Below are 26505 nucleotides of genomic sequence, written 5' to 3' on the forward strand. Positions count from 1 at the left end.
TGATTTTCAAACCAATAAGAGTTAATTATATAAGAAAAATAAAAATTTGTATAACAAATGAAATCCATAGCAACCTCATCTTTGCAGTGTTAATCTAACATTGTAAAAACAAAAAACATGAAAAACTTTATCTTATCAGCATCTTTATTTGCAACAACAATATTGTTTGCAAACACTACAGAAAAAATTGATCAAACTACAATTTCAAAAAAACAAAAAGTTGAAATTAGCAAAACAACAGATAAAACGGTCTTTTTCTGGGAAGTAAACACGCCAACAGGTTATGCAAGTGGTTATACGCTTTCGGAAGCCAAAGCATTAAAAACAATAAAATTGATGGCTACAAACGACATCGTAACGTATAGAATCGTTGAAGCCTATAAATAGTTTTTAAAACTAAATATAGGCTTCAATAGCTTATTTTTATAAAAATTATTTCCCTTTTGAGGTCCCGAAGAACACAAAAAAAAGTGAAACGAATTTCACTTTTTTTTATTTAGAATACCTCGCTGGCTTCTTTCAATTTTTCCATGTTGTTGACTAACGCTAGCTCGTCAACAATTTTCTGAATGTCACCATTCATGATATTTCCTAAATCGTACAAAGTCAAACCTACACGGTGATCCGTTACACGACCTTGTGCGTAATTGTAGGTACGGATTTTAGCAGAACGGTCACCAGAACTTACTTGAGACGTACGTTTGGTAGCGTCCTCGGCCTGTTTTTTGGCTAATTCCTGTTCGTATAGACGGGAACGCAAAACACCAAAAGCCTTATCTTTATTCTTGTGTTGTGATTTTTGATCCTGACATTGCGCCACTAATCCTGTTGGAATGTGCGTCAAACGAACCGCTGATTTGGTTGTATTTACTGATTGTCCACCAGGCCCTGAAGAACAGAAGAAATCCACACGCACATCATTCATATCAATCTGTACATCAAATTCCTCTGCTTCCGGCAATACCATAACAGTCGCTGCTGATGTGTGAACACGTCCTTGCGTTTCTGTTTGCGGTACACGTTGCACACGGTGAACACCCGCTTCAAACTTCAAGGTTCCGTAAACATCTTCTCCCGTAACTTCAAAAATCACCTCTTTAAATCCACCCGAAGTTCCTTCATTCATATCCACAACAGATGTTCTCCAACCTCTGTTTTCACAATATTTTGTGTACATACGGAATAAATCCCCTGCAAAAATACTCGCTTCATCCCCACCCGTTCCGGCACGAATCTCCACCATAACATTTTTGGCATCTTCGGGATCTTTAGGAATCAACATAAATTTGATTTCATCCTCCAGTTCCGGTAATCTTTCCTTTGCTTCTTCCAGTTGCATTTTGGCCATTTCGGTCATATCTGCATCACTGTTATCGGCTATAATTTCGTTTGCTTCTTCAATATTTGCCATAATCATCACGTATTCATCGCGCTTTTCGGCCAAAGCTTTTAAACTTTTGTACTCTTGATTCAATTGCACATAACGCTTCTGATCAGAGATAACATCCGGCTGAATGATTAAATCCGATATCTCATCGAAACGTTGTTTTACTATTTGAAGTCTATCTAACATTTTCTTATTCCTTTTATTGGAGTGCAAAAATACGAAAAAACTATTCAGTTTGCAAGGCTCGTTTTTGACGTATTACTTATCAATTGAAAACTTAAGGAACGCTAAGTCATCAGTAACACAAATGGTACATGAGTAGAAACTTTAAACGTTAAACTTTTAAACAATTAAACTCTTTTTCAGGAGCTGTTTCCTGCTATTCGCTGTATTCCCGATAATAAAAACTACGGCTAAAAAGCCTTGTTTTTCTAAATCGGGAGATGCCGCTGCAAACGAAGTTCACTGAACTCCAATTAAAATAAAAGTAAAGTGAAGTAATCAGGGCTAGGGCATTTTTGATTGAAAATAGCGTTTAAGGTTTCCCGTAAAATCCCATTAATATTGATAATTCAAGCATTAGTTAAATTACAAACCCTTGATATTGTAGACAAGTCCTAATAAATGTTAAAAAATTTGCACAATAATACAAATGTACATACATTTGTTCCAATCGTACCAGTAGCGCTTCCCTTAAGAACAGCCTTCTGGTCTTTTTTTTTATACCAATATGGCGAACAAAACACCTAAAACTATAGAGGAACAAATTGCACTCTTAAAAGAGCGAGGAATGCTATTTCATAACGAAGCCAATGCGCCACATTTCCTGAAAAACATTAGTTATTATCGCCTAAAAGGATATTGGTGGGAAATGCAATCTGACAAAGTAAAGCATAAATTTAACGACTACAGTTACTTTGAAGAGGTCATAGATTTATACAATTTCGATAGACATTTAAGACTATTAATGTTTGATGCAATAGAAAGAATTGAAGTGGCTTTAAGAACCAAATTAATTTACCAGCTTTCGCTTTCTTATGGACCGTTATGCTATATAGATTATACTATTTTTTCAGATAAAACCAAACAAAAATCAATTACCGATCATTTAAATATAGAGATTTCCAGAAGTAAAGAACAGTTTATTTTAGAACATAATAAAAATCATAAAAACGAACTTCCAGAAGCGTGGAAGGCTTTAGAAGTCGCATCACTCGGTACACTTTCAAAGCTATACAAAAACTTAGCGCATCAATTACCTGAAAAATCTAAGATTGCAATAGAATTTGGTTTTAATTCACATAAAGATTTTTCTAGTTTTCTTGAAGCAACAACAGTAATTAGAAATGTAATCGCACATCATTCCAGATTGTGGAATAATAATATTACAACAAAATATTTATGGCCTAAAAACCTAAAAAATCAACCAATAACCTACATTCCCAACGAAAATCAAAGAGCAAAACTATTCTCTTTACTTTCTCTTACATTATATACAATTGATTGTATAAGTCCGGGGAATTCCATAAAAGATAAATTCTTTAAATTGGTAAATGAATATCTAAACGTTCCGGTACACAAAATGGGTTTCCCTGCAAATTGGCGAACGCAACCAATATGGATGCAATAGTCATTATTTCATTCAACTACCTCATCTGGCTATCGTTTTCTACGAGTGCCAGTTTTTATTTATAGCACAATCGTAGCATTTGCAACGCGGGTATTTTAACTTAAAGATTAGCCCTCTCTCAAAGGCTTTCCGCTTCCATCAGGGCTAGGCGTTTGTGTTAAAATAACTGCGTTTACGGTTTCCCGTAAAGCTCATGAATTAAAAGGAGTTAGTTTTGAAAAAAAATACAAACCAAATTTATTTAATAAGTATTTTTGGTAGAAAGATATATATTTGAAAATAAATATAAATTCTTCAGCTGAACTGACCGCAATCAATATATTTCCAGAGACATAAAATCAAATGTAACTAACACCAAAACTATGATAGAATTCAACGATAATGAATATATAGAAATTTACAACCCTTTGAAACACAATTATGTCCAAATTAGAATCTTGAATAAAAATGAAAATGGCTACAATGCTATACTACTGCAAAGCTCAAAAGAAATTAAAATTTATGACTACCATCTAAATTATGGTTACAAAAAAAAATGTATTTCTGAAAATCTACTTAATAAATTGGGTTTTAAAAAGGAAGGATTCATCTATACTCTTGGAAATATTAAGATTTGGGAATGTATAATTGGAGAAATAAAAAAAATAAATGAACCTTATTATTTATATGAATATGAATCTAGATTTCTTGGTTTCGCTATATTGAATAAAAACGAATTGAAAGAATTTAAAAAAGATTTCCATGAAATAGATTTTAATTCTACTATTCATAACATTAAGGAAAAGTATTTTTTTACGAATTCTATTAATGATGTTTTTAATTATTTGCTAAAACATAATTTAAAAAAATATAATTACAAAGAATTTGACAAAATTATGTTTTAGTAAATAATCTAAAAAGTTACACAATAATTACAACAGCACATAAGATAAGAAAAAACATATGGCAAATCTTAAAAAATACAATTTTGAAATTAGAACTCTAAGAAGCATAGAAGACAAAAACTCACCACATACGTTAATTAAATTTGAATTTTTAGCTAAAAATTTAAATCCACTGAAGATTATATGAATAGCCTAATTAAGCACTACGATCAAAACCAACCATACATTCCTAATTTTCCTTGGGAAACAACTCTACTTATTGAAACTACATATTTAAAATAAATTATTTTTTATGAAATCATCTTTCAAAACAGTTATTGTTTTTTTTATTTCTTTTTTTTGCTATTGTCAAACAGATCATTGTAGTTATAATACAGAAAAACTTCCAAATAATTATTATAAATATTTACAAGGTAATTTTGAAAATGACAATCAAATTGATAAAATCATATTTGATATCACATCAATGATTGGTTTAGAAAAAAATTTTGTTTACGTTAATAGTCCAGGAATTAATAATTGTGTAGCATTGAATTATGAAGGTTTCAGATATATCTTGTATGACAAGTCTTTTTTAAATAAGCTTTCACAGAATAGAAACATAAAACAATCTGTCTATATTTCTGTTTTGGCTCACGAAATTGGTCATCACCTTCAAGGACATACTCTAAAAAACATTTCAGAAAATGATAATAAATTAAGTGAAATCGAAGCGGATAAATTTTCTGGTTTTGTTATGGCAAAATTTGGTTATTCATTAATGGAAGCTCTAGCAGCAATAAATAGTTTGCCACAAACATTTAGCAAAACACATCCAGACAAATTAAAAAGGTTATTAGCGATTAAAGAAGGTTACGAAATTACTACTAAAAAACAAAATTATTTCATTTCTAAAATAAAATCAGAATTATTAAATACTCTTTTTGTTCAATATTATATGAAAGGACAAGAAGATTTAAGAAATAATAATATTGAAGATGCAATAGACAACTTTACAACATCAATAACATTAAATAAAGAAAATAATTTCTTTCCTATTGCATTAAGAGCAATAGCTTATTCAAAAGCTAAATTATATCCTCAAGCAATAAATGATTACAAAAAGTTAGAAAATATAAAGATTAATGACAGTTTAGCTATAGGAGATTTTTTATATTTTAATCGAGGAGTTACATTTGCAAAAATGGAAGATTTTTCAAAAGCTTCAAAAGACTTTTATAAGGCTTATGAACTAAACAAAAAAGACAAAATTGCTTTAATGAGATTTGCTGAAAGCCAAACTTTAAATAGAAATTATCAGTCTGCAAAATTAGCTTATGAATTTCAATTAACCGATGATGATATTAATAATTCCGAATTAGAAAAATTTTCTATCGGAGATGCTTTTTTTTACAAAGCACTATCATATTATGAAACTAACGATTTAGAATATTCAGAAAAATACTTTGAAGAAGCAAAAAAATTATTTCCAAAAGAATATCCAAGATTAGCTTTACCATATTTTTATTTAGGTAGAATTTTTGAAAAGAAACATAATTACGAAAAGGCTTTAGAACAATATTTGGCTTTTATAGAAATTAATAAAAGTGAACAAAATTACTTTATCTATGACATTAATTATGATAAAGCCAATGACGTTTATTTATCACTAGCAAATCTTTATCAACAAAAAGAAGACTATGATTTATCTACAAAATACATAAACACATTAATTGAGAGAAAACCAAAATTACCAAATTCATACATAACTAGAGGTTTGAATAATTATTACAAAAACAATTTAGAAAATGCAAAAAGTGATTTTTTAAAGAGTTGTGATTTAGGATCAAATGAAGGGTGCGAACTAGTAGAAAAATTAAAAAATAAAACAATTCAAAAAGTTAAATTAAAAAGTTCTAATCATATAATTGGCGGTTATAAAACCAACAAAATTTTAGAATACACTTACAATTCTTTAACCAAAGAATATGATTTAACAAACGAATTGAATGTTCAATCGAAGTTATATTTTGATTTAGATAATTATGCTTTTAAAAGAGGTGAAAATAATTGGCTATATTCACCTTGGACTTATCAAAATTATGATCAAAGTTCACAAAGACATTTTTATTTAGATAATTATGGACAAACTATAACATTTGACAAAAACCACAAAACAATTACTTGGTACACAAAAGAAATTAATAGTGTTTTCCAAAATATTATAATCTACACTGAATTAATTGAAGACAAAACTATTATACCAAATAAATAAAACACCATCTCCGCAAACTATAAATAAGTCGCAACAACAAAATATAATCGTGATTGCTCTGCGAAGTCTCACGACTTCGTAGCAATTACAATAATCAACAAACACAGGAAAATAAAGGTTGCTAAAGTTAAAACGGCATATAGCAATGGGTACGAAGTCAGGAGACTTCGCACAGCATGCTATTAATACTATTTTCATTTTTGAGAAGACAGCATATCCCACTGATGCTTGTTTGCAACAAATCCCCACTGGTGCTCGTTTGCAACGAGTGCCTACTCCCTTATGAAAACAGAACATAGCGTTTACAATGCGACTTAAATAACGCTAAAAATAATGAAATACTAAAAGAATTATTTTTAAGATTTTCATTTTGATTACATTTGCACTACATGAAGAAGAATCTTTACATAATTGCAGGTTGTAATGGCGCAGGAAAAACAACTGCTTCTTTTACTATTTTACCTGAAATTTTAGACTGTAAGGAATTTGTGAATGCAGATGAAATAGCAAAAGGTCTGTCTCCTTTTCAACCTGAAAAAGTTTCATTTGAAGCAGGCAGAATTATGATAAACCGAGTAAATGAACTTTTACTTTTGAATGAAAATTTTGCTTTTGAAACAACTTTAGCTACAAAAAGCTATAAATCAAAAGTAATTAATGCCCAAAAAACAACTATACAGTTACTTTATTATTTTTTTGGTTGCAAAACGTGGACTTGGCAATTGAAAGGGTCAAAACAAGAGTATCAGAAGGTGGACATAATATTGAAACGGAAGTCATCCGTAGAAGATACAAAAATGGAATAAAAAACTTATTTGAAATTTACCTTTCCATCGCAGACGAAGTTATGATTTTTGACAATTCCTTTGGAAAACCTGAATTAATTGCAGAAAAAGTTTTGAATTCAGAAGTGACTATTTTAAATAAAATTAAATTCGATAAATTAAAAAAACAGTACAATGAAAACTCCTAAAAGAACAGAAAACCAAACCAAAATTTTGGAAGGAATGGACAAAGTTTACGAAAAATTAATTGAGTTCAAAAAGAAAATGAATAGTGATTTGGTAGTTTTGAAAGACAATAAAATAGTACGCATTAAGCCGTAAAGAAACATTCTATTTTGCCAATTTTAATTTAGAGCACAATCGCAGCGTTTGCAACGCGGGTATTGTAATTTTAAGAAGTAGTTCCTCAAGACTATGAGCAACTCAAAACAACAGATAAACTGGATGGGATTGCTTCGTTCCTCGCAATGACTCCACAAAGCCCACTTAGCCTTTACTAGAAAAATGGGTTTCCTAGATTTTTTTCTTTAGATATTATGAAAATAAAACGAAATCTTTAGCCCCCGCTCTGCGAAGTATAAATAAGTCGCAACAACAAAATATAATCGTGATTGCTCTGCGAAGTCTCGCGACTTCGTAGCAATTCCAATAATCAACAAACACAGGGAAAGTTAGGACGGCATATAGCAATGGGTACGAAGTCAGGAGACTTCGCACAGCATTCTATTAATACTATTTTCGATTTTTGAGAAGACAGCATATCCCACTGATGCTTGTTTGCAACGAGTACCAATTTTAATTTGTAGCACAATCGTAGCGTTTGCAACGCGGTTTTTTATACTTTTATTAAACTAAAACCTTATTTTAATAAAATGAATCCCAAAGTTGATGACTTTATAAGCAATGCCAAAAAATGGCAGCCCGAAATGGAACAATTGCGACTATTGCTACTCGATTGCGGACTAACCGAAGAGTTCAAGTGGCGTACGCCTTGTTATAGTTTTAAGGGAAATAATGTGGTACTTATAGGCAGTTTTAAAGAATACTGTGCACTTAGCTTTTTTAAAGGAACTTTACTTCAAGACACCGAAGGAATTCTATGCAAACCCGGAGAAAACAGTCAGGCTGTACGTTTTTTTAAGTTTACCAATCTGGAAAGAATCATAGAACAGCAATCGATAATCAAAGCCTATATTTATGAAGCCATTGAAATTGAAAAAGCAGGCTTAAAAGTAAATTTCAAAAGCAATACCGAACTTGAATTAGTAGCAGAATTACAAAATACTTTAGACAAAAATCCCGACTTAAAAGTTGCTTTCCACGCCTTAACTCCCGGGCGGCAGCGCGCTTACAACCTATACTTTTCGGGTTCCAAACAATCCAAAACCCGCGAAACCCGAATTGAAAAATACACTCCCCGTATTCTTGACGGAAAAGGAATCAACGATTGTACTTGTGGATTGTCTAAAAAAATGCCCAACTGTGACGGATCTCACAAGTACATTCGAGCAGAAAATAAATGACAATCCACAGCATCTTTTGCTTTGGTTATTATGAAAACGAAACGGAATCGATAGCCCTGATGGAAGCGGCATCTCCCGATTTAGAAAAACAAGGCTGTTCGGCCGTAGTTTTTATTTATCGGGAATACAGCGGACAGCAGGACGGTTCTTAATTGAAAACACCATTCGTTCTGCTCCAGCAATGCAAAGTGTTCTTTATAAAAACATTTTCTTAAAGTCTGGATTGCTGTGCAAAGTCTCCTGACTTCGTGAAGCATGGGTGAAATTATTTACCGTAAAAATATTTTTCACAGCAATTTTTTTTTACTTTTAAAATAAAAAACATGAACAGAGTTTTATTCTTACTATTTATTATTTCTTTCTCAAAAACCAGTGCACAAAATGCTGTTTCTGATAAAATAAAGAATAACAATCCTATTTTCAAAGGTTGGTATGCTGATCCTGAAGGAATCATTTTTGATAAAACATACTGGATATATCCCACTTTTTCAGCTCCTTATGAAAAGCAAGTTTTTTTGGATGCTTTCTCGTCTACTGATTTAACCAATTGGACAAAACATGCTAAAATTTTAGATACAACTGCCGTAAAATGGGCAAAAAAAGCGATGTGGGCACCGTCAATCATTAAAAACAAGAATAAATATTTTCTGTTTTTTGGAGCTAACGATATTCAAAGTGATACTGAATCAGGAGGAATAGGTGTAGCGGTTGCATCTAAACCTGAAGGTCCTTATAAAGATTATCTAGGAAAGCCCTTAGTTGATAAATTTTATAATGGCGCACAACCTATTGACCAATTTGTTTTTAGAGATAAGGATGGTCAACATTATTTGATTTATGGTGGATGGAAACATTGCAATATTGCTAAGTTGAAACCGGATTTTACGGGCTTCATCCCTTTCAAAGACAAAACAGTATTTAAAGAGATTACTCCGGAAAATTATGTTGAAGGTCCTTTTATGTTTATCCGAAATAACAAATATTATTTTATGTGGTCCGAGGGTGGCTGGGGCGGACCCAATTATTGCGTAGCGTATGCGATTGCCGATTCTCCAATGGGACCATTCAAGCGCATTGGTAAAGTCTTGCAACAAGATCCTAAAATTGCTACCGGAGCAGGGCATCATTCGGTTATGAAAGCACCTGATTCCAATCAATATTACATTGTTTACCACAGAAGACCGCTTACTGAAACGCATGCTAATTCAAGAGAAACGTGCATAGAAGAAATGTTTTTTGACGAACAAGGTTTTATCAAACCCATTACGATTACCAACGAAGGTGTAAAAGCACATACTATTAAATAATTGTATGGTATCTTTATTAATTCATAACCCGATCCAACCATTAGCGCAGCATTACAGGCTATGCTCATAAACCAGAACAGCTAAACAAACAGTAAAAAAACACTAATACATTTAAAAAACATACCTATGAAACTACTACTTACCACATTCCTTTTAGTTTTCAACTTAACGGCATTCGCACAATCGAATGACTTCGCCGGTGATTACAATCGTATTTTAAATGGTAAAGATGAAAGTCATTTATTTGATTATAAATTGAACTTACATCAAGATGGAACATTCCTATTTCATTATTATTCGAAAATTAAACAGGGAATTCCACCTGAAGTAAATAAATACGGAAAAGGAAAATGGAGTGCAAAAGACAATGTGATTACTTTTTCTTCCAACAAACAAGAAGACTTTGATGAAAAATACACGTTGGATTTTAATAATTCCAAGGCGAGATTTGTAACTAAGAATCCTAGAGATAAATCGGACCGAATAATCAAAACCAGACTTACGTTTGTTGAATCAGAAATCTCCTGGATGCAAAAACTGGATGTTTTTAAGATATAAATCCGCATTACAACGCCTGCATACAATTAAACAATCAACAGCTTGACGAAGAAGCAGTAAGAGTAACTTTTAATTTACCAATCGAATATAAATTGAATTAACGATTACACCATTTGACCACAATGAAAGAGGAGATTCAAACATATAACGACATACAGACCTCGGACGACAAAGCAATTTGCAACGTGCTTACTCAGACTATTGACAACGAATTGACCGAAGCTGAGAGCAAAATTTGGCACGCCCACCCTGTTTGGTTTTTAGACGGTAATCCAATTGTTGGTTACAGCAAACAAAAAGCAGGATGGCGTTTGATGTTTTGGAGTGGTGCTGACTTTGAAGAAGATGATTTAAACATAAAAGGAAAAAAATTTAAAGACGCTTCTATTTTCTTCACTACAGTTGAACAAATCAACACAAAAGACCTTAAACGTTGGCTGAACAAATCAAGAGATATCCAGTGGGATTACAAAAACATAGTAAAAAGAAAAGGACAATTAGAAAGGTTGAAATAGATGGAGATTAACCTTAAAATCTAAAGCATGAACAAGACAAATAATCACGATGAGCGTATTGCAAAAATGACATTCGCATCGGTATATCCACATTATATCGCAAAAGTCGAGAAGAAAAACAGAACAAAAGAAGAATTGTTACAAGTTATAGAATGGTTAACAGGTTATGATGAAAAAAAACTGCAAGAGCTCGTGGAAGAAAAAGTAACTTTCGAAAAATTCTTTCAAAATGCTACACTAAACCCTAATACGCACTTGATTACCGGTGTGATTTGTGGGTATCGGATAGAAGAAATCGAAAATCCGTTAACGCAACAAGTACGATATTTAGACAAACTGGTCGATGAATTGGCTAAAGGACGCAAAATGGAGAAAATTTTGCGAGTGGCGTAAAGCACTCCAAAGACAACGAGATAAATTTACACTCTTAAACCCTCACTCAAATCAGCTTCATTCGGTTCCCAACAGGGATAATTAATCTTCAATTCCATAATAATAAGACCCGCTCTGTTTAAGACTCTCCAATGCATTTTTTGGAAATACCCGTTCATAACTCCTACCGATTTCTTTTTAATACCAATTTCTAAATTCCTAATTTGCGCCCTTAAATCAGAAAGAGAAAATGAAGGTCTGTATTGCCGAGAAACCAAGTGTAGCACGCGAAATCGCATCCGTTTTAGGAGCCAATACCAAGCACGATGGCTATTTTGAAGGCAATGGCTATCAGGTAACCTACACTTTTGGGCATTTATGCACCCTAAAGGAACCCAACGATTACAAACCGCACTGGAAAAGTTGGGACCTCAACAACTTACCCATGCTTCCCGAGAAATTTGAGACCAAAGTGGTAGAGAATACAGGGATTCAAAAGCAATTCAGAATCATAAAAAGCTTGTTTGACAAAGCCGAATTAGTCATCAACTGCGGGGATGCCGGGCAAGAAGGAGAACTCATTCAGCGCTGGGTCATGAACGAAGCGCAGTACAAAGGCGAGGTAAAACGCTTGTGGATTTCGTCGCTGACCACCGAAGCCATAAAAGAAGGTTTTGAGAACTTAAAGCCATCTGCCAACTACGATAATTTATACTACGCCGGATTTTCCAGAGCCATTGGCGACTGGTTACTCGGTATGAATGCCACGCGTTTGTACACTGTAAAACATGGCGGTTACAAACAAGTTTTGTCTATTGGAAGGGTGCAAACCCCAACATTGGCAATGGTCGTGGACCGATTCAAAGAAATTGAGAATTTCAAACCGCAACCGTATTGGGAATTGCAAACCTTGTATCGAGAGACACTTTTTAGCTATGAAGAAGGACGCTTTTTGAAAAAGGAAGATGGAGAACTTCTCGCCAATAAAGGAAAGGAAAGCGAATTCGAAATTGTTTCTGTCGAAAAAAAGAACGGTAATGAGTTTGCACCAAAACTATTCGATTTAACAGGTCTTCAGGTGTACTGCAATACCAAATTTGGTTTTACGGCAGACGAAACACTTAAAATTGTACAAACGTTATACGAACAAAAAGTAGTCACGTATCCGAGAGTTGATACCACGTTTTTACCTAATGATATTTATCCAAAAGTACCAGGGATTCTAAAAAACCTGACGAATTATGCCGCGTTGACGCAGCCGCTTTTGGAAAAAAAGATAAAAAAATCACCCAAGGTTTTCAATGATAAAAAAGTAACGGATCACCACGCGATTATTCCAACGGGAATTCAAAGCAATTTGCAATACAATCAGCAACAAGTGTATGATATTATTACAAAGCGATTTATTGCAGTCTTTTATGACGATTGTTTGGTTGCCAATACTACGGTAGTCGGGAAAGCTGCCAATGTTTTATTTAAAACCACGGGAAAAGAGATTTTAAAAAAAGGATTTCGAGTTGTTTTTGAAGATCCTAATACCAAAGAAAAAGAAGCCGATATCTTGCCGAGTTTTGTTGTAGGCGAAAAAGGACCGCACCAACCTTCGTTTTTGGAAAAGGAAACCAAACCACCAAATCAATTTACAGAAGCGACTTTATTGCGCGCCATGGAAACCGCGGGCAAGCAAGTTGATGATGAGGATTTACGCGAATTGATGAAAGAAAATGGTATCGGTCGCCCATCCACGCGAGCCAATATTATTGAAACGCTGTTCAGACGCCAATACATCGTAAGAAACAAAAAACAAGTATTGCCAACGCCAACAGGAATTCAACTAATTGACACTATTCAAAATGAGTTGGTCAAGTCAGCAGAACTGACGGGTTCTTGGGAAAAACAGTTGAAAGATATTGAAAAAGGAACCTTTACTGCCGGTTCCTTTATCAAAAACATGAAGCGCATGGTTGAGGTTTTGGTGTATGAAGTACGCAGTGAAACCAGACGCGCCAACATCTCACATGCAGGAAATGCTCAAAAGGAAGAAGCTAAAGTGGAGAAAAAGAAAGCCGCAGGAATTTTGGGGGAAGCCTGTCCGAAATGTAAAAAAGCAACGCTCATCAAAGGAAAATCCGCTTATGGCTGTGGCGAATACAAAGCAGGTTGCACGTTCCTATTACCCTATACTTTTGCGGAGAAAAAAATATCCGAGAACCAATACCTGCGATTGCTTCAAAAAGGATCTACCGTAAACTTGAAAGATTTCAAAACCGATGCCGGCGCTGTGGAAGGTTTACTTCGCTTTGACGAAAATTTCCAACTCAAATTAGAACCGAAGAAAACTTTGGTGAAAACCGGACCTGATGAATTAGCCTGTCCGAAATGTGAAAAAGGTACAGTTCTTAAAGGAAAAACTGCTTATGGTTGCAGTGATTATAAATTAGGTTGTGATTTCAAAGTGACTTTCGATGTGGTCAGAACGAATTTAAAAGATCAAAAACCGACCAAAGAATTGGTTTATACTATTTTGAAAGAAAGCGAAAATAATTTCTGATTAATGTTATCTGAAATGCTTCGCTGGTTCGCTATCGCTCGGGTCAAAAATCATTAATCAAAAATCTTTCTATTTTATTTTTTTATACTTTAGCGTTTCAAAATAACACCAAATACTTACACATATGTTTCGAAAAACAACTCTTATACTGCTTTTGCTAGTTATTGTTTCCTGCAAAAATTCTGATTCCAATAAAAACGAAAAAATCAAAGCGGCAAGTTGGCTTTTGGGGAATTGGGAAAACAAATCAGCCGATGGTAATCTAACGGAAAATTGGGAGAAATTGAACGATAGCACCTTTCAAGCACAATCCTATTACATAAAAGAGAAAGATACAGTGCATTTTGAATCTATCATTTTACAACAAAAAGGAGAAAACTTAACGTATACTGCAACCGTAAAGGGACAAAATAATGACAAACCCGTTGTTTTCAAATTGACAACTGCAACCGATAAACAAGTATCATTTGAAAATTTGAAACACGATTATCCTCAAAAAATCAGTTACAGCCAAATTACTCCAGACAGTTTAGTCGCTAAAATTTCGGGAATCCAACAAGGAAAATCAAGTTCTGAACAGTTTTCGATGAAAAAAATCAAATAAAACTTTAACAATTAAGTTTCAATCAAAACCTTGCTCTAAATAAGCAAGGTTTTTTTTATGCCGTAAAATACTGACTTTCAAATTATTGTAAATTATTTTTTAATATTATTTATATTTAGTCTAAATAAGTTTTGCTAAAACAAAAAGCACTATTATATTTGCGGTATTATTTTTAATTAATCTAAATAAATGAAAACGATAAATACATTTTACCTGTCTGTTTTATTAATTGGCATAACAGTGAGTGCTCAAGAAAAAAAAGAGCAAGAAAAAGATTCTCTTAAAACCTTAAAGGAAGTTATTGTAAACACCAACAAATACAAGTACAAAAGAGAAAAAAGCACTACGGTTTCAAAAATGCCTTTGAACAATATCGAAAATCCTCAAGTGTACAATACCGTTACCAGCGAATTATTGAAAGAGCAAGTAGTGACTAATTTTAATGATGCTTTGAAAAATGCAACTGGTATAACGCGTCTTTGGGAATCAACGGGACGTGGCGGCGATGGAGCAGAATATTTTTCTATGAGAGGATTTGCTGTTCAGCCTACCATGATTAATGGTCTTCCTGGAATCAATAACGGAAGTATCGATCCTGCAAATGTTGACAACATTGAAGTTATAAAAGGACCGTCGGGAACATTATTTGGAAGCAGCTTAATTTCTTACGGAGGTTTAATAAACACTGTCACTAAAAAGCCATACTCAACTTTTGGTGGAGAAATAAGTTATATTTCAGGATCGTATGGATTGGACCGAATCACTGCCGATGTAAACGTACCTTTAAATTCAGATGTTGCCGTTCGAATAAATACAGCGTATCAAAAAGAAAATTCGTTTCAAGATGCAGGTTTTGGCAAATCATTTTTCTTTGCGCCTTCGCTAAGTTATAAAGTGAATGATAAACTTTCATTCTTAATAAATACAGAATTCACCAACAGAAATTCTGCTAAAGCGCCCATGATTTTCTTGAGCAGATATTCTCCTTTATCTTTTAATTCAATCGAATTATTCGAAAGAAATTATAAAAAATCGTTTACTTCAAACGAATTATCAATCAGTAATCCAACGTATAGTTTACAAGCTCAAATGTTTTACAAGTTATCTGACCAATGGACTTCCCAAACAGTATTATCCAGAAGTAACAGTAAAACAAGCGGATATTATTCGTATTTATTTGACGCATCAAATGGAAATGATTTTTCAAGATACATTTCTAAAAGAAACGGAGAAACTTTGGCAACTGATATTCAGCAGAATTTCATTGGCGACTTTAAAATTGGAAGTTTAAGAAACCGATTGGTCGCAGGTATTGATTATTATAAATCAAATATTATAAACGGAAGCACCGGTTGGTTAGGAAACGGAACTGTTTCCTTAATCGATGGATCAGATACGGGAGATTTGACCCAAGCAGGAGTTGACAACCTTTTAGTAGGTTCATTTGAAGGAAACTCAACTGCTGAAACGGAAGTTATTAGTGCTTATGCTTCGAATGTGTTGAATATTACGGATAAATTATCTGCCATGGCGAGTTTGAGAATTGATAACTTCAAATCTAAAACAGCAACCGAGGAAAACAGTCAAGCAGTCGTTTCTCCAAAATTCGGTTTGGTTTACATGCTGATTAAAGATAAAGTTTCTGTTTTCTCTAATTATATGAATGGCTTTGTAAATGTAACGCCACGAGAAGTTTCTGAAGTGGATGGTTCTAATCCGAGAATGGAATCTTTTGACCCAGAACAAGCCAATCAATATGAGTTTGGACTAAAAACAAACTTGTACAAGGATATTATTTCGGCATCGATTAGTTATTACAACATTGATGTAAAAAATAGAATAATGACTGATCCCAATAATATCAACAACTCCATTCAAGGCGGCGAAGTAAACAGTAAAGGTGTTGAGGTGAGTTTTACGGCAAATCCTGTCAAAGGATTTAACATCATTGCCGGATTCAGCAACAACAAAAGTGAAGTTACCAAAGACAATCCCGGAGATGGTTATTTAGGACAAAGACCCGAAGAAGCAGGACCGGAAACCCTGGTTAATTTCTGGGCTAATTACACGTTGACTTCAGGAAAATTAAAAGGTTTCGGAATTGGATTTGGCGGAAACTATGCCAGCGAGTACAAAACCTTAAACAGAGCGAATATTGGAACATTTGAGTTGCCAAGTTATACCGTTTTGAATTCGGCTTTATCTTATACGAGTGATAAATTTAATATCGCATTAAAATTGAATAATGCATTAAACGAAAAATACTATTCCGGTTGGTCCACTGTAACTCCTCAGCGTTTGAGAAGTGTAACTGCGGGTTTAACCTATAAATTTTAAGTTTCATAATTGGTTTTGTTTCACTAAACTCCCCATTTCGGTGGGGAGTTTTATCCTTTTTAAATGAAAAATAACAACTTCAAAAAAGCAATTCGAAAAATCCATCTTTGGCTTGGTTTGTCCTCTGGTTTAATTGTTTTTATAATCGCCATAACAGGATGTTTGTATGCCTTTCAAGAGGAAATACAGGACATCACAGAAGAATATCGTTTTGTGGAAACGCAAAATAAATCCTTTCTACCTCCATCTCAGCTGGAAATCATCGCACGAAAAGAAGTCCCTAATAAAGTGCTTCACGCCATCAAATACAATGAAAAAAATAATTCTGTTGAAGCTATATTCTTTCATTACGAACCCAGTTATCACTATACAACTTACATGAATCCTTATACAGGAAAAGTGCTGAAAACGATCAATAATGAGGACGGTTTTTTCCCTTTTATACTAGACGGACATTTCTATCTTTGGCTGCCTCATGAAATTGGGCAAACTATTGTAGCATCGGCGACATTACTATTTCTAATACTGCTCGTTTCGGGTTTAATTCTTTGGTATCCAAAAAATAAAAGTGCAGCAAAACAACGCTTTTGGTTCAAATGGAAAAAAGGTACGAAATGGAAAAGAAAAAATTATGATTTACATAATGTCACCGGTTTTTACATCTTGATAATCGGAATTATTTTTGCCATTACGGGATTAGTATGGGGATTTCAATGGTTTGCGTATTCGTATTATAAAGTGTCCGGCGGTGAAAAATCATTATTATATGAAGAACCTCTTTCGAAAAAAAATCAGAAAACTGCAACTACTACAATCGTAAAACCATTAGATGCTGTTTGGCTTAAAATGCAGAAAGAATATCCTCAAGCTAAATCCATTGAAATTCATCCGCCGGAAACGAATCTTTCACCAATAGCCGCCAATGCGAATAGTGACAAAGGAACGTATTGGAAAATTGACTACCGCTATTTTGATCAATACAGCTTGGAAGAAATGACTGTTTCCCATCTTTGGGGCAGAAAAACAGCTGATAAAGTTACTGATAACCTCATGAAAATGAATTATGATATTCACACCGGAGCCATATTAGGATTACCGGGGAAAATATTCGCCTTTCTTTGTAGTTTACTCATTGCAAGTCTGCCAATATCCGGATGCTATATTTGGTGGGGACGAAATAAAAAAAATAAAAACACAACAACAGTTTAAGTGTAAATCAAAATAAAAAAGCATAATTGAACTATTTAAAGCAATTGCATTAAACCTTTCAATTCATTTTATATCTAAATAGATAATTGAAAAAATTCTTATGCTTTTTGAATTAGATATAGTGCAAACAAGTATAAAAAAACACAATAAAAAATTTCTCTTTATAGGGTAAATAATAATTGCTATTATACTATTTATTTTTACATTTGCGTTATTTTTATTTATTCTAAATAACTAAACTATTAAATAAACAAACTTTCCCTATTAATAAGAACCTTGACAATACATTTATGAAAAAGAATCTTTTTATTTCATTTGCTTTAGTCGCTACTTTATTTGTGAGTGCGCAGCAAAAAAATACACTTTTGGAGCAGTCTTTCTGGAAAACAACACCAGATGTAAACGCAGTTAAAGCAGAAATAGCAAAAGGGAACAGCCCATCAGCATCAACACCAAACGCTTTTGATGTAACCGTTATGGCTATTAATAATGATGCACCTGAAGCTACAATAAAATTCTTATTGGAACAACCCGGAAATGAAGTCACTAAATCTACTCATGACAATCGTATTTATTTACATTGGGCCGCTAATAAAGGAAATACAGCAATCGTAGAATACCTTATAGCCAAAGGATCAGACATAAACCTAGAAGATAGCCAAGGTTTTACTCCAATTACATTTGCAGCCAATAATGGTCAAAATAATACTGCTGTTTATGATGCGCTTTTTAAAGCTGGAATAGATCCAAAGAAAAAATATAAAGACGGTCTAAACCTATTGTTTATGGCAATACCGTCGGACAAAAACCTGACACTTACTACCTATTTTGTTTCTAAAGGATTGTCTCTTAAAGACATTGATAATGATGGAAATACGGCCTTTAATTATGCAGCCAGAACTGGAAATGTAACCCTTTTAAAAACACTGCTAGAAAAAGGAGTGAAATACACTGATAATGCACTAATTATTGCTGCACAAGGTTCTCGTAGAGACGCAAACACAATTGAAACCTATAAATACTTGGTAGAGGAATTAAAACTAAAACCAACAGTAACCAGCAAAACAGGAGAGACTGTACTTCATTTTCTGGTAAGTAAATCCAACCAAACTGAAATCATCAATTACTTTTTAGCAAAAGGAGTAGACGCCAACAAAGCCGATAATGAAGGGAATACTGCATTAATGGCAGCAGCCGGGTCAAGAGAAATTGCTGCACTAGAACTGTTATTGCCAATTGTAAAAAACATCAATATACAAAATGGTAAAGGTGAGTCGGCATTAACGATGGCTGTGAAATCTGGGACACCAGAAGCAGTTGCATTACTATTGAGTAAAGGCGCCACTGCAAACGTTCAAGACAAAGATGGAAACAACTTAGGATATTACTTAATACAGTCCTACAGACCAATAGGTCGTGGACCGGAAGCTGCTAATGGACCAAAACAAGATCCTTTTGAAGCTAAAATAAAACTACTTCAGGATAAAGGATTAAACGTAGTCACTCCTCAAAAAGACGGAAGCACGCTTTATCACTTTGCTATCGCAAAAAGCGATTTAACTTTGCTAAAGAAAATTACTGATTTAAGCGTCGATGTAAACGCAAAAAACAAAGATGGTTTAACAGCATTGCACAAAGCAGCTATGATCTCTAAAGACGATACTATCTTAAAATACCTGATATCCATAGGTGCCAAAAAAGAAATCACCACTGATTTTGACGAAAGTGCCTATGCCTTGGCAAAAGAAAATGAGTCTTTAACAAAAAACAACGTATCTCTAGAATTTTTAAAATAACAGTATGAAATTGCCGTGATACAAAATCACAAACAATAATGAAGAATGGCGATACCATATTCCTTTAAAACAAATATTATCTACATATGAAATCAATCCTGAAAATTAGTTTATCTATAGCGTTTCTATTCCTTTTGTCCTTTCAAGCTGTCGCACAAACCAGTAAATACAAATGCATGCTCCAAATGTCCAACTACATGGGAGAAGGCGCTTATATTGTAGTTTCACTTGTAAACGCTAAAGGCGAATATGTGAAAACATTATATGTAATGGGTGACGATAAAAAATGGTACAAAACCCTAAAAGAGTGGCATAAATTCTATTCTAAAAAACCAGAAAACATCAGCGCCAAAACTGGAGCTTCAGTAACTGGTGGCGACCGTAGCATCACAACAATAGAAATTGAAGATGCTAAAATCAACAAAGGATTTAAATTGCGATTTGAAACAGCAGTAGAAGATCATAAATATTACACCGCCGATTTAGAAATTCCGCTTACAACAGAAGGAATTGCTGCAAAAACTGAAGGTAAAGGTTATATTCGTTACGTAAGATTAAACAAAATATAAAATAAACAGCTTTTACATTAAACCATAATAAGTCATATAAGCTTTTACAAAACGTAAAACTTATATGACTTATATGTTAAAATTTATTATCAATGACTCTTTCTTTTTGGCGTTACTCACATTTGGCTTTGGCAGTATTTTCTGCTGCATTTTTGATATTGGCATCCGTAACTGGTGTCATACTCGCAGTCGATGCCATACAAGAGAAAACACCGCCATACAAAGTAGAAAATTTCGACAAAATAACACTTGGAGAAACTTTGCCAATATTGCGCAAAACCTATCCTGAAATAACGGAATTGAGTGTAAACCACAATCAATTTGTTACCCTGCAAGGTATCGACCAGGAAGATAATGATGTCAATGCCTATATTGATCCAAGAACTGGAAAAATACTAGGAGAACCTATCAAAAAAAGTGAGTTTATCCAATGGACAACTGCACTCCATCGTTCTTTATTTCTTAAAGAAACGGGGCGTTTTTTTGTTGGTTTTATTTCCTTTTTGTTAGTATTGATTTCCATTTCGGGTTTTGCTTTGATACTCAACCGACAAAGAAGTCTTCGCAGTTTGTTTTCTAAAATTGTAAAAGAAAATTTTGCCCAATATTACCATATTTTTCTAGGACGATTATCGCTGATTCCGATTCTGATTATCGCACTTTCAGGAACCTATTTAACCTTGGAAAAGTTTAATTTTTTCCTTGAAAAAACAGATTCAGAAGAAAAAACTGAAACGACTGTAACTACGCCTATTGCAGAAAAAAGTGCAGCTACTTCCGTTTTTAAAAATACACTTCTGGCTGATGTTCAAAAAATCGAATTCCCTTTTTCGGATGATCCCGAAGAATATTATATCATTACATTAAAAGACCGAGAAATAGAAGTCAATCAGGTTTCCGGGGCAATTGTAAATGAAACTCCTTTTCCGATGAGAACTTTAATATCGGATTTGAGTCTTAACTTACATACCGGTCGAACCAATATTTTATGGGCGATAATTTTAGGAATAGCGAGTTTAAATATTCTCTTTTTTATCTACTCGGGATTTGCAATGACTTTGAAACGAAGATCGAGTCGCATTAAAAACAAATTCAAACCCGAAGACAGTACATTTATTTTGCTGATAGGTTCTGAAAATGGAAGTTCATTACGATTTGCTAATGCTATTCACACACAATTACTTGCTCATGGAGAAAAAGCTTTCCTTACTGAATTGAATAATTATTCGGTTTACCCAAAAGCAGAACATCTTATCGTATTTACTTCAACCCACGGATTAGGTGATGCTCCTTCTAATGCGAGCAAATTTATTTCGCTCATTAACAAAACCGAACAACAGCACAAAATCAATGTTTCGGTAGTCGGATTTGGTTCAAAAGCGTATCCTGATTTTTGTGGTTATGCACGTGACATTGACACTTTATTGGCGAAACAAAATTGGGCGGAGCACTTTTTAGAATTACAAACCGTAAACGACAAATCAGCTGAAGAATTTGTAGGTTGGGTAAAATTATGGAGTGCCAAAACAGGAATTTCTCTTTCCTCCACTCCATCAATATACAATGAGGTTCCAAAAGGTTTGGAAAAACTGGTCGTACTGGACAAGACCGCTATTTCTGATACGGAACATACTTTTTTACTCACATTACGTGCTAGCAGGAGCGCTAAATTTACGTCGGGCGACCTCTTGGCTATTTATCCCGCAAATGACACCCGAGAACGCTTATACTCTATCGGAAACCATAATGGCAATATATTATTAGTGGTAAAACTGCATCCTTCAGGTTTGGGATCCGGCTTTTTATATGGTGTGGAACCTGGTTCGATTATAAAAGCCAGAATCCTCAAGAATGCTGCTTTTCACTTTCCGAAAAAAGCACCCAAAGTGGCACTAATTTCAAATGGAACCGGTATCGCTCCCTTTCTGGGAATGATAGAACAAAACAAGAAAAAAACCGAAATTCACTTGTATTCCGGCTTTCGAAAGGAAACCGAAACTGTTTTAGGATATAAAAAATTCGCCGATGAAATGATGGAGAAACAACAACTCCAAAGTTTTCATTTGGCTTTATCCCGTGAAGCAGACCATAATTATGTGATGGATTTAATCAAACGTGACGCTGATTTTTTCATGGATTTGTTAGAACAAGGAGGCGTTGTAATGATTTGCGGTTCGCTTGCTATGCAAAAAGATGTAGAAGCTGTTCTTGATGAATTATGTCTTTCCAGAACAAGTATGGAAATTGCAGCTTATAAAGCGAATGGACAAGTGTTGACGGATTGTTATTAGTGGAATTATGTTACTTTGTCATTGCGAGGAACGAAGCAATCACATTAGTTGCTCAACTTATATGCTTATGCTAGTGCGATTGCTTCGTTCCTCGCAATAACACTGATACTTTTATTATGAAATTCCAATTCCTGTTTCTCCTTTTACTAATTTGCGCTTTCACAAGCCACAGCCAAGTCTTACGCAAAAGAACAACGCTCTTGATGGGAGGTCGTTTTGATATTAGCATTGTTGCCAAAGATTCACTATCGGCAGAACAAAATATAGACGCCGTTATTGCAGAAATTACCCGAATCGAAAATTTAATTTCTGATTGGAAATCGGACTCACAAGTATCTGAAGTGAACCAAAATGCGGGTATTCGACCAGTAAAAGTGGATAGAGAAGTTTTTGAATTAACACAAAGAGCGATTCAATTTTCTGAAGTAACTCATGGCGGTTTTGACATCAGTTTTGCAGCGATGGATAAAATCTGGAAATTTGACGGTTCCATGACTGCGATGCCATCAGCGGAAGCCATTAAAAAATCGGTTGAAAAAGTGGGCTATAAAAATATTGTTTTAGATAGCGTTCAATCTACCATTTTCCTAAAACTAAAAGGAATGAAGATTGGATTTGGAGCATTAGGAGAAGGATATGCCACCGATAAATGCCGAGATATGATGCTTGCAAAAGGCATCAAAGCCGGAATTATAAACGGATCAGGCGATATGAGCACTTGGGGAAAGCAACCTAACGGGAAACCTTGGAATATAGGAATTACCAACCCCTTTCATCCCGAAAAACTTCTGGCTGTTGTTCCATTAAAACAAGATGCAGTAACCACTTCAGGGAGCTATGAGAAATTTGTTGTTTTTGACGGCAAACGCTATTCACATATCATCAATCCGGCAACGGGCTATCCGGCAATGGGCTTGTGCAGTGTAACGGTTTTTGGACCAAATGCTGAAACGGCTAACGGTTTGAGTACTTCGCTAATGGTTTTAGGAAAAACAGCAGGACTGCTTTTACTCAACAAATATCCTGATTACAGCTGCATCATAATTACTGATGATGGAAAAGTAGTGAAATCAAAAAACTTCCGAATCAAGAAATTTAAGGCAAAACTTTAATGATTCTAAGTTTAAACTTCCGAAATTAAATACTATTACTACAAAGACAGGCTTCGTATTTGTAGTTCGGAATGGTTAATTCCAATATTCTGTTTTGACACGAATTCCACAAATCAAGCATTCCCTTTTAAAAAAGGTGCTAATCCTTAAAATTTGCAGCACCGAAAATGTCCTCCTCAACCATGGTATTTGCAAATTGCTTTAACAAAATTTAACATAAAAGATCTTCAAACACTTTTCAAGAGAAGAATTTCAGAATTTACAGGGTAAAAAAAATAATTTTAACAAGACAAAGACCATAAAAAAGGAAACTTGAGGTAAAAATGGCTCTTTAATAAAAATATAAAATACTAAAAAACAATACGTTAAATATATTTTTAATTTTTATTAATATTTAATCTAAATAAGTTTTGCAAATCCATACTTGGGTTTTATATTTGCATCGTTATTTTTAATTATTCCAAATAAACAATCATGAAATATATTTTACTTCCAACTTTAACACTTTTATTCAGTTTATCCTGTCTAGCACAAGAATCAGCAAATGCTTCTGGTGATAAAAATTATGATGAAACTACTTCTTCAGAATTTGACACTATAAAAAACAAAAAAGGAGGGATACTAAAAGAAGTTATTATCACAGCCAACAAGGAGAAAAAACCAGTTTCAGCATTGAGATCAGGTTTAAAACCAATGGACACTCCACAAAGTGTACAAGTTATTGGATCTGAAATTATAGCACAACAACAAAGCATTCGTTTGAGTGAGGTACTGAAAAATGCCAATGGTGTTTATGTAGGTTCTGCACGTGGTGGCGCTCAAGAATCATTTTACTCTAGAGGTTATGATATGTCAGCCAACAATATGTTTAAAAATGGTTTTCGCTATAATGCTGGGTCCATTCCAGAGGTTTCTTCTTTGGAAAAAGTAGAATTTTTAAAAGGTAGTGCGGCTTTATTATTTGGTAACGTTGCTCCGGGAGGAATCTTAAATTTAGTTACCAAAACACCATCTTTCAAAAGTGGTGGAGAAATTTCTATGCAAGCAGGAAGTTTTGCTTACTATAAACCAGCTGTAGATTTTTACGGACCATTAAATAAACATATTGCATATCGTTTTACTGGTTCTTACGAAAATTCAGAAAGTTTTAGAGATGTTGTGAAAAACGAACGTTTATACATCAATCCTTCCTTCCTTTTTAATGTAACTGATAAAACTCAAATTACAGTACAAGGAGATTACTTGAAAAGCAATTGGACACCAGATTTTGGAACTGGAGTAATAGGAAAAGAAATTGTTGATGTGCCACGCAGTAACTATTATGGTGCATTATGGTCAAATGGAAAAACAAAATCAGCAAGTGCTTCCGCATTACTTAATCACAGTTTTAATGACAACTGGAAATTAAATTTCAATGCTTCTTTTCAAAATTTCGACAGAGAATCAAAAGCTACAGAACGTATTGTAATATCTCCAACAGCTAATCCTTATGGAAATTTCAATAGACCATTAGGACAGAATAAAGGTACTGAACAAATTTTTGGAGATCAATTAAGCATACAAGGAAACTTCAACACCGGAAAAATAAAACATCAATTGTTTACAGGTGTAGATTTTGAAAACTCTTTTGCTCAAGCATATACTTTTGCCTTTAGTCCTACTAATTATGATACTGTAAATATATTTACTTTCGACCCTGCAACACAGCGAATGGATGAACCAAACTCTACGCTTACCCGAATAGTAAGCACTGATACTAATCGTTTTGGGGTTTATGCACAAGATTTGATTTCATTTACAGAAAAAATTAAGCTTTTAGCGGGTATTCGTTGGTCTTGGCAAGAAGCAGAAGTAATCAACAACAGCTTGACAACTCAAGCTCCAATACGTAAAGATGAGGCATTCTCTCCAAAATTTGGATTAGTGTATCAACCAACAAAAGAGATGTCTTTGTTTGCCAGCTACTCTAACTCATTTACACCAAATACTGGAACTACAGTTGATTTAAAACCAATAAAACCTTCAATCATAGACCAATATGAAGCAGGTATTAAAAAAGATTTCTGGAGAGGTATTTTGAGTACAAATATTACTGCGTACCAAATCACAAACAGCAATTTGGCACAAACAGCAGAATTTAAAGCTGATGGATCAAACAATACTGATACGACTATAAAAGTCTTGAACGGAGAAACTACTAGCAAAGGAATTGAAATTGATATTACAGCCAGACCTACAGAAGGCTTAAACATCATTGCCGGTTACAGCTACAACGATATGCGTTATACCAAAACATCAGGATTAAACGGAAGTACTATTGAAGGAGATCGTGTGGTAAGAACTCCAGCTAATACCGCTAATTTAAGCTTTTTCTATACCTTGCCAGCCGGAGCATTAAAAGGTGTTTCTTTTGGAGCAATCGGGAACTACATTGGTGACCGTCTTGGAGGTTGGAATAATCTAGTTGTAATTAATCCTAATACTGGAGCTCAAACAATCAATGACAGAGAAATTCCAATGAGTGGGTATACTACAATCGATGTTTCTGCAGGTTATACTTGGAAAAAAATCTCAATCTTATGTAGGTTGTCAAACATTACAAATGAGTTGAATTACACGGTACACGAAAACTACAGTATCAATCCAATTGCACCGCGTCAAATATTGACAAGTTTAAAATATAAATTCTAAAACCAAAGTTTGGTTTTATTTCATCCAAAACTTTTTCTGCCAATTTCATTTTTTTGAAAAGCAGAAAAAGTTTTTGTTATTTTAACGAACTAAAAAATTGTATTTGCAAAAGAATAAAAATACGATTCCC

At 34.0% G+C, this 26505-nt stretch carries 22 protein-coding genes and 1 pseudogene; 21 read left to right on the top strand and 2 right to left on the bottom strand.

The genetic code is table 11. From position 1 onward, the window contains the following. The first annotated feature begins 117 nt into the window (after nt 1-117). A complete protein-coding gene (locus tag QLS31_RS06605) occupies nt 118-387 on the top strand; it encodes a hypothetical protein (protein WP_282727205.1) in 270 nt (89 codons plus the stop codon). 109 nt (nt 388-496) lie between these two features. Here QLS31_RS06605 and prfA read toward each other — a convergent pair whose 3' ends face one another. Continuing rightward, nucleotides 497-1573 carry a peptide chain release factor 1 gene (gene prfA / locus QLS31_RS06610; RefSeq protein WP_282743198.1) on the bottom strand — a complete coding sequence of 359 codons (1077 nt, stop codon included), beginning with the start codon at nt 1571-1573 and terminating at the stop codon, nt 497-499. Nucleotides 1574-2117: 544 nt separating this feature from the next. Here prfA and QLS31_RS06615 point away from each other — a divergent pair. From QLS31_RS06615 to QLS31_RS06665, 11 genes and pseudogenes are all read left to right on the top strand, one after another. Continuing rightward, nucleotides 2118-3017 (top strand): Abi family protein, encoded by a 900-nt coding sequence (locus QLS31_RS06615; RefSeq protein WP_282743199.1) that lies wholly within the window; start codon nt 2118-2120, stop codon nt 3015-3017. A 437-nt stretch (nt 3018-3454) separates the two neighbouring features. Further along, nucleotides 3455-3901 carry a hypothetical protein gene (locus QLS31_RS06620; protein WP_282743200.1) on the top strand — a complete coding sequence of 149 codons (447 nt, stop codon included), beginning with the start codon at nt 3455-3457 and terminating at the stop codon, nt 3899-3901. A gap of 292 nt (nt 3902-4193) precedes the next feature. Next, nucleotides 4194-6155: a hypothetical protein gene (locus QLS31_RS06625; protein ID WP_282743201.1), complete on the top strand. Its 1962-nt coding sequence runs from the start codon at nt 4194-4196 to the stop codon at nt 6153-6155. Nucleotides 6156-6300: 145 nt separating this feature from the next. After that, nucleotides 6301-6441 carry a hypothetical protein gene (locus tag QLS31_RS06630; RefSeq protein ID WP_282743202.1) on the top strand — a complete coding sequence of 47 codons (141 nt, stop codon included), beginning with the start codon at nt 6301-6303 and terminating at the stop codon, nt 6439-6441. A gap of 103 nt (nt 6442-6544) precedes the next feature. After that, nucleotides 6545-7128: pseudogene (locus QLS31_RS06635) on the top strand (zeta toxin family protein). Then, nucleotides 7115-7261, top strand: a complete 147-nt coding sequence (locus tag QLS31_RS06640; RefSeq protein ID WP_282743203.1) for a hypothetical protein — start codon at nt 7115-7117, stop codon at nt 7259-7261. Before QLS31_RS06635 ends, QLS31_RS06640 begins: the two are co-directional and overlap by 14 nt. A gap of 551 nt (nt 7262-7812) precedes the next feature. After that, nucleotides 7813-8463: a DUF1801 domain-containing protein gene (locus QLS31_RS06645; protein WP_282743204.1), complete on the top strand. Its 651-nt coding sequence runs from the start codon at nt 7813-7815 to the stop codon at nt 8461-8463. 323 nt (nt 8464-8786) lie between these two features. Further along, a complete protein-coding gene (locus tag QLS31_RS06650) occupies nt 8787-9770 on the top strand; it encodes a glycoside hydrolase family 43 protein (RefSeq protein WP_099714669.1) in 984 nt (327 codons plus the stop codon). A gap of 126 nt (nt 9771-9896) precedes the next feature. Next, a complete protein-coding gene (locus QLS31_RS06655) occupies nt 9897-10328 on the top strand; it encodes a hypothetical protein (protein ID WP_282743206.1) in 432 nt (143 codons plus the stop codon). A gap of 122 nt (nt 10329-10450) precedes the next feature. Continuing rightward, nucleotides 10451-10843, top strand: coding sequence for a DUF1801 domain-containing protein (locus QLS31_RS06660; RefSeq protein WP_282743207.1), 393 nt, complete (start codon nt 10451-10453; stop codon nt 10841-10843). 27 nt (nt 10844-10870) lie between these two features. After that, on the top strand, nt 10871-11236 hold the full coding sequence (locus QLS31_RS06665; RefSeq protein WP_282743208.1) for a DUF2200 domain-containing protein: 366 nt from the start codon (nt 10871-10873) through the stop codon (nt 11234-11236). Nucleotides 11237-11262: 26 nt separating this feature from the next. Here QLS31_RS06665 and QLS31_RS06670 read toward each other — a convergent pair whose 3' ends face one another. Beyond that, a complete protein-coding gene (locus tag QLS31_RS06670) occupies nt 11263-11394 on the bottom strand; it encodes a hypothetical protein (protein ID WP_282743209.1) in 132 nt (43 codons plus the stop codon). Between the two features lie 71 nt (nt 11395-11465). On the opposite strand from QLS31_RS06670, the gene QLS31_RS06675 reads away from it, so the two are divergent. The 9 genes from QLS31_RS06675 (at nt 11466) to QLS31_RS06715 (ending at nt 26375) form a co-directional block, all read left to right on the top strand. After that, nucleotides 11466-13766, top strand: coding sequence for a DNA topoisomerase 3 (locus QLS31_RS06675; RefSeq protein WP_282743210.1), 2301 nt, complete (start codon nt 11466-11468; stop codon nt 13764-13766). A 124-nt stretch (nt 13767-13890) separates the two neighbouring features. Then, on the top strand, nt 13891-14370 hold the full coding sequence (locus tag QLS31_RS06680; RefSeq protein ID WP_282710313.1) for a DUF6265 family protein: 480 nt from the start codon (nt 13891-13893) through the stop codon (nt 14368-14370). 189 nt (nt 14371-14559) lie between these two features. Then, nucleotides 14560-16707, top strand: coding sequence for a TonB-dependent siderophore receptor (locus QLS31_RS06685; protein WP_282743211.1), 2148 nt, complete (start codon nt 14560-14562; stop codon nt 16705-16707). A 63-nt stretch (nt 16708-16770) separates the two neighbouring features. After that, entirely contained in the window at nt 16771-17916 is a 1146-nt protein-coding gene (locus QLS31_RS06690) for a PepSY-associated TM helix domain-containing protein (protein ID WP_282710316.1), read from the top strand. A 290-nt stretch (nt 17917-18206) separates the two neighbouring features. After that, nucleotides 18207-19712 carry an ankyrin repeat domain-containing protein gene (locus tag QLS31_RS06695; RefSeq protein WP_282743212.1) on the top strand — a complete coding sequence of 502 codons (1506 nt, stop codon included), beginning with the start codon at nt 18207-18209 and terminating at the stop codon, nt 19710-19712. An 86-nt stretch (nt 19713-19798) separates the two neighbouring features. Next, entirely contained in the window at nt 19799-20281 is a 483-nt protein-coding gene (locus QLS31_RS06700) for a DUF2271 domain-containing protein (protein WP_282743213.1), read from the top strand. Between the two features lie 92 nt (nt 20282-20373). Beyond that, nucleotides 20374-22572: a PepSY domain-containing protein gene (locus tag QLS31_RS06705; RefSeq protein WP_282743215.1), complete on the top strand. Its 2199-nt coding sequence runs from the start codon at nt 20374-20376 to the stop codon at nt 22570-22572. Nucleotides 22573-22688: 116 nt separating this feature from the next. Further along, on the top strand, nt 22689-23684 hold the full coding sequence (locus QLS31_RS06710; protein WP_282743216.1) for an FAD:protein FMN transferase: 996 nt from the start codon (nt 22689-22691) through the stop codon (nt 23682-23684). 474 nt (nt 23685-24158) lie between these two features. Continuing rightward, on the top strand, nt 24159-26375 hold the full coding sequence (locus tag QLS31_RS06715; RefSeq protein ID WP_282743217.1) for a TonB-dependent siderophore receptor: 2217 nt from the start codon (nt 24159-24161) through the stop codon (nt 26373-26375). Nucleotides 26376-26505: the final 130 nt, after the last annotated feature.

The sequence above is a fragment of the Flavobacterium sp. XS2P24 genome, assembly GCF_030010285.1.
GTDB lineage: Bacteria > Bacteroidota > Bacteroidia > Flavobacteriales > Flavobacteriaceae > Flavobacterium > Flavobacterium algoritolerans.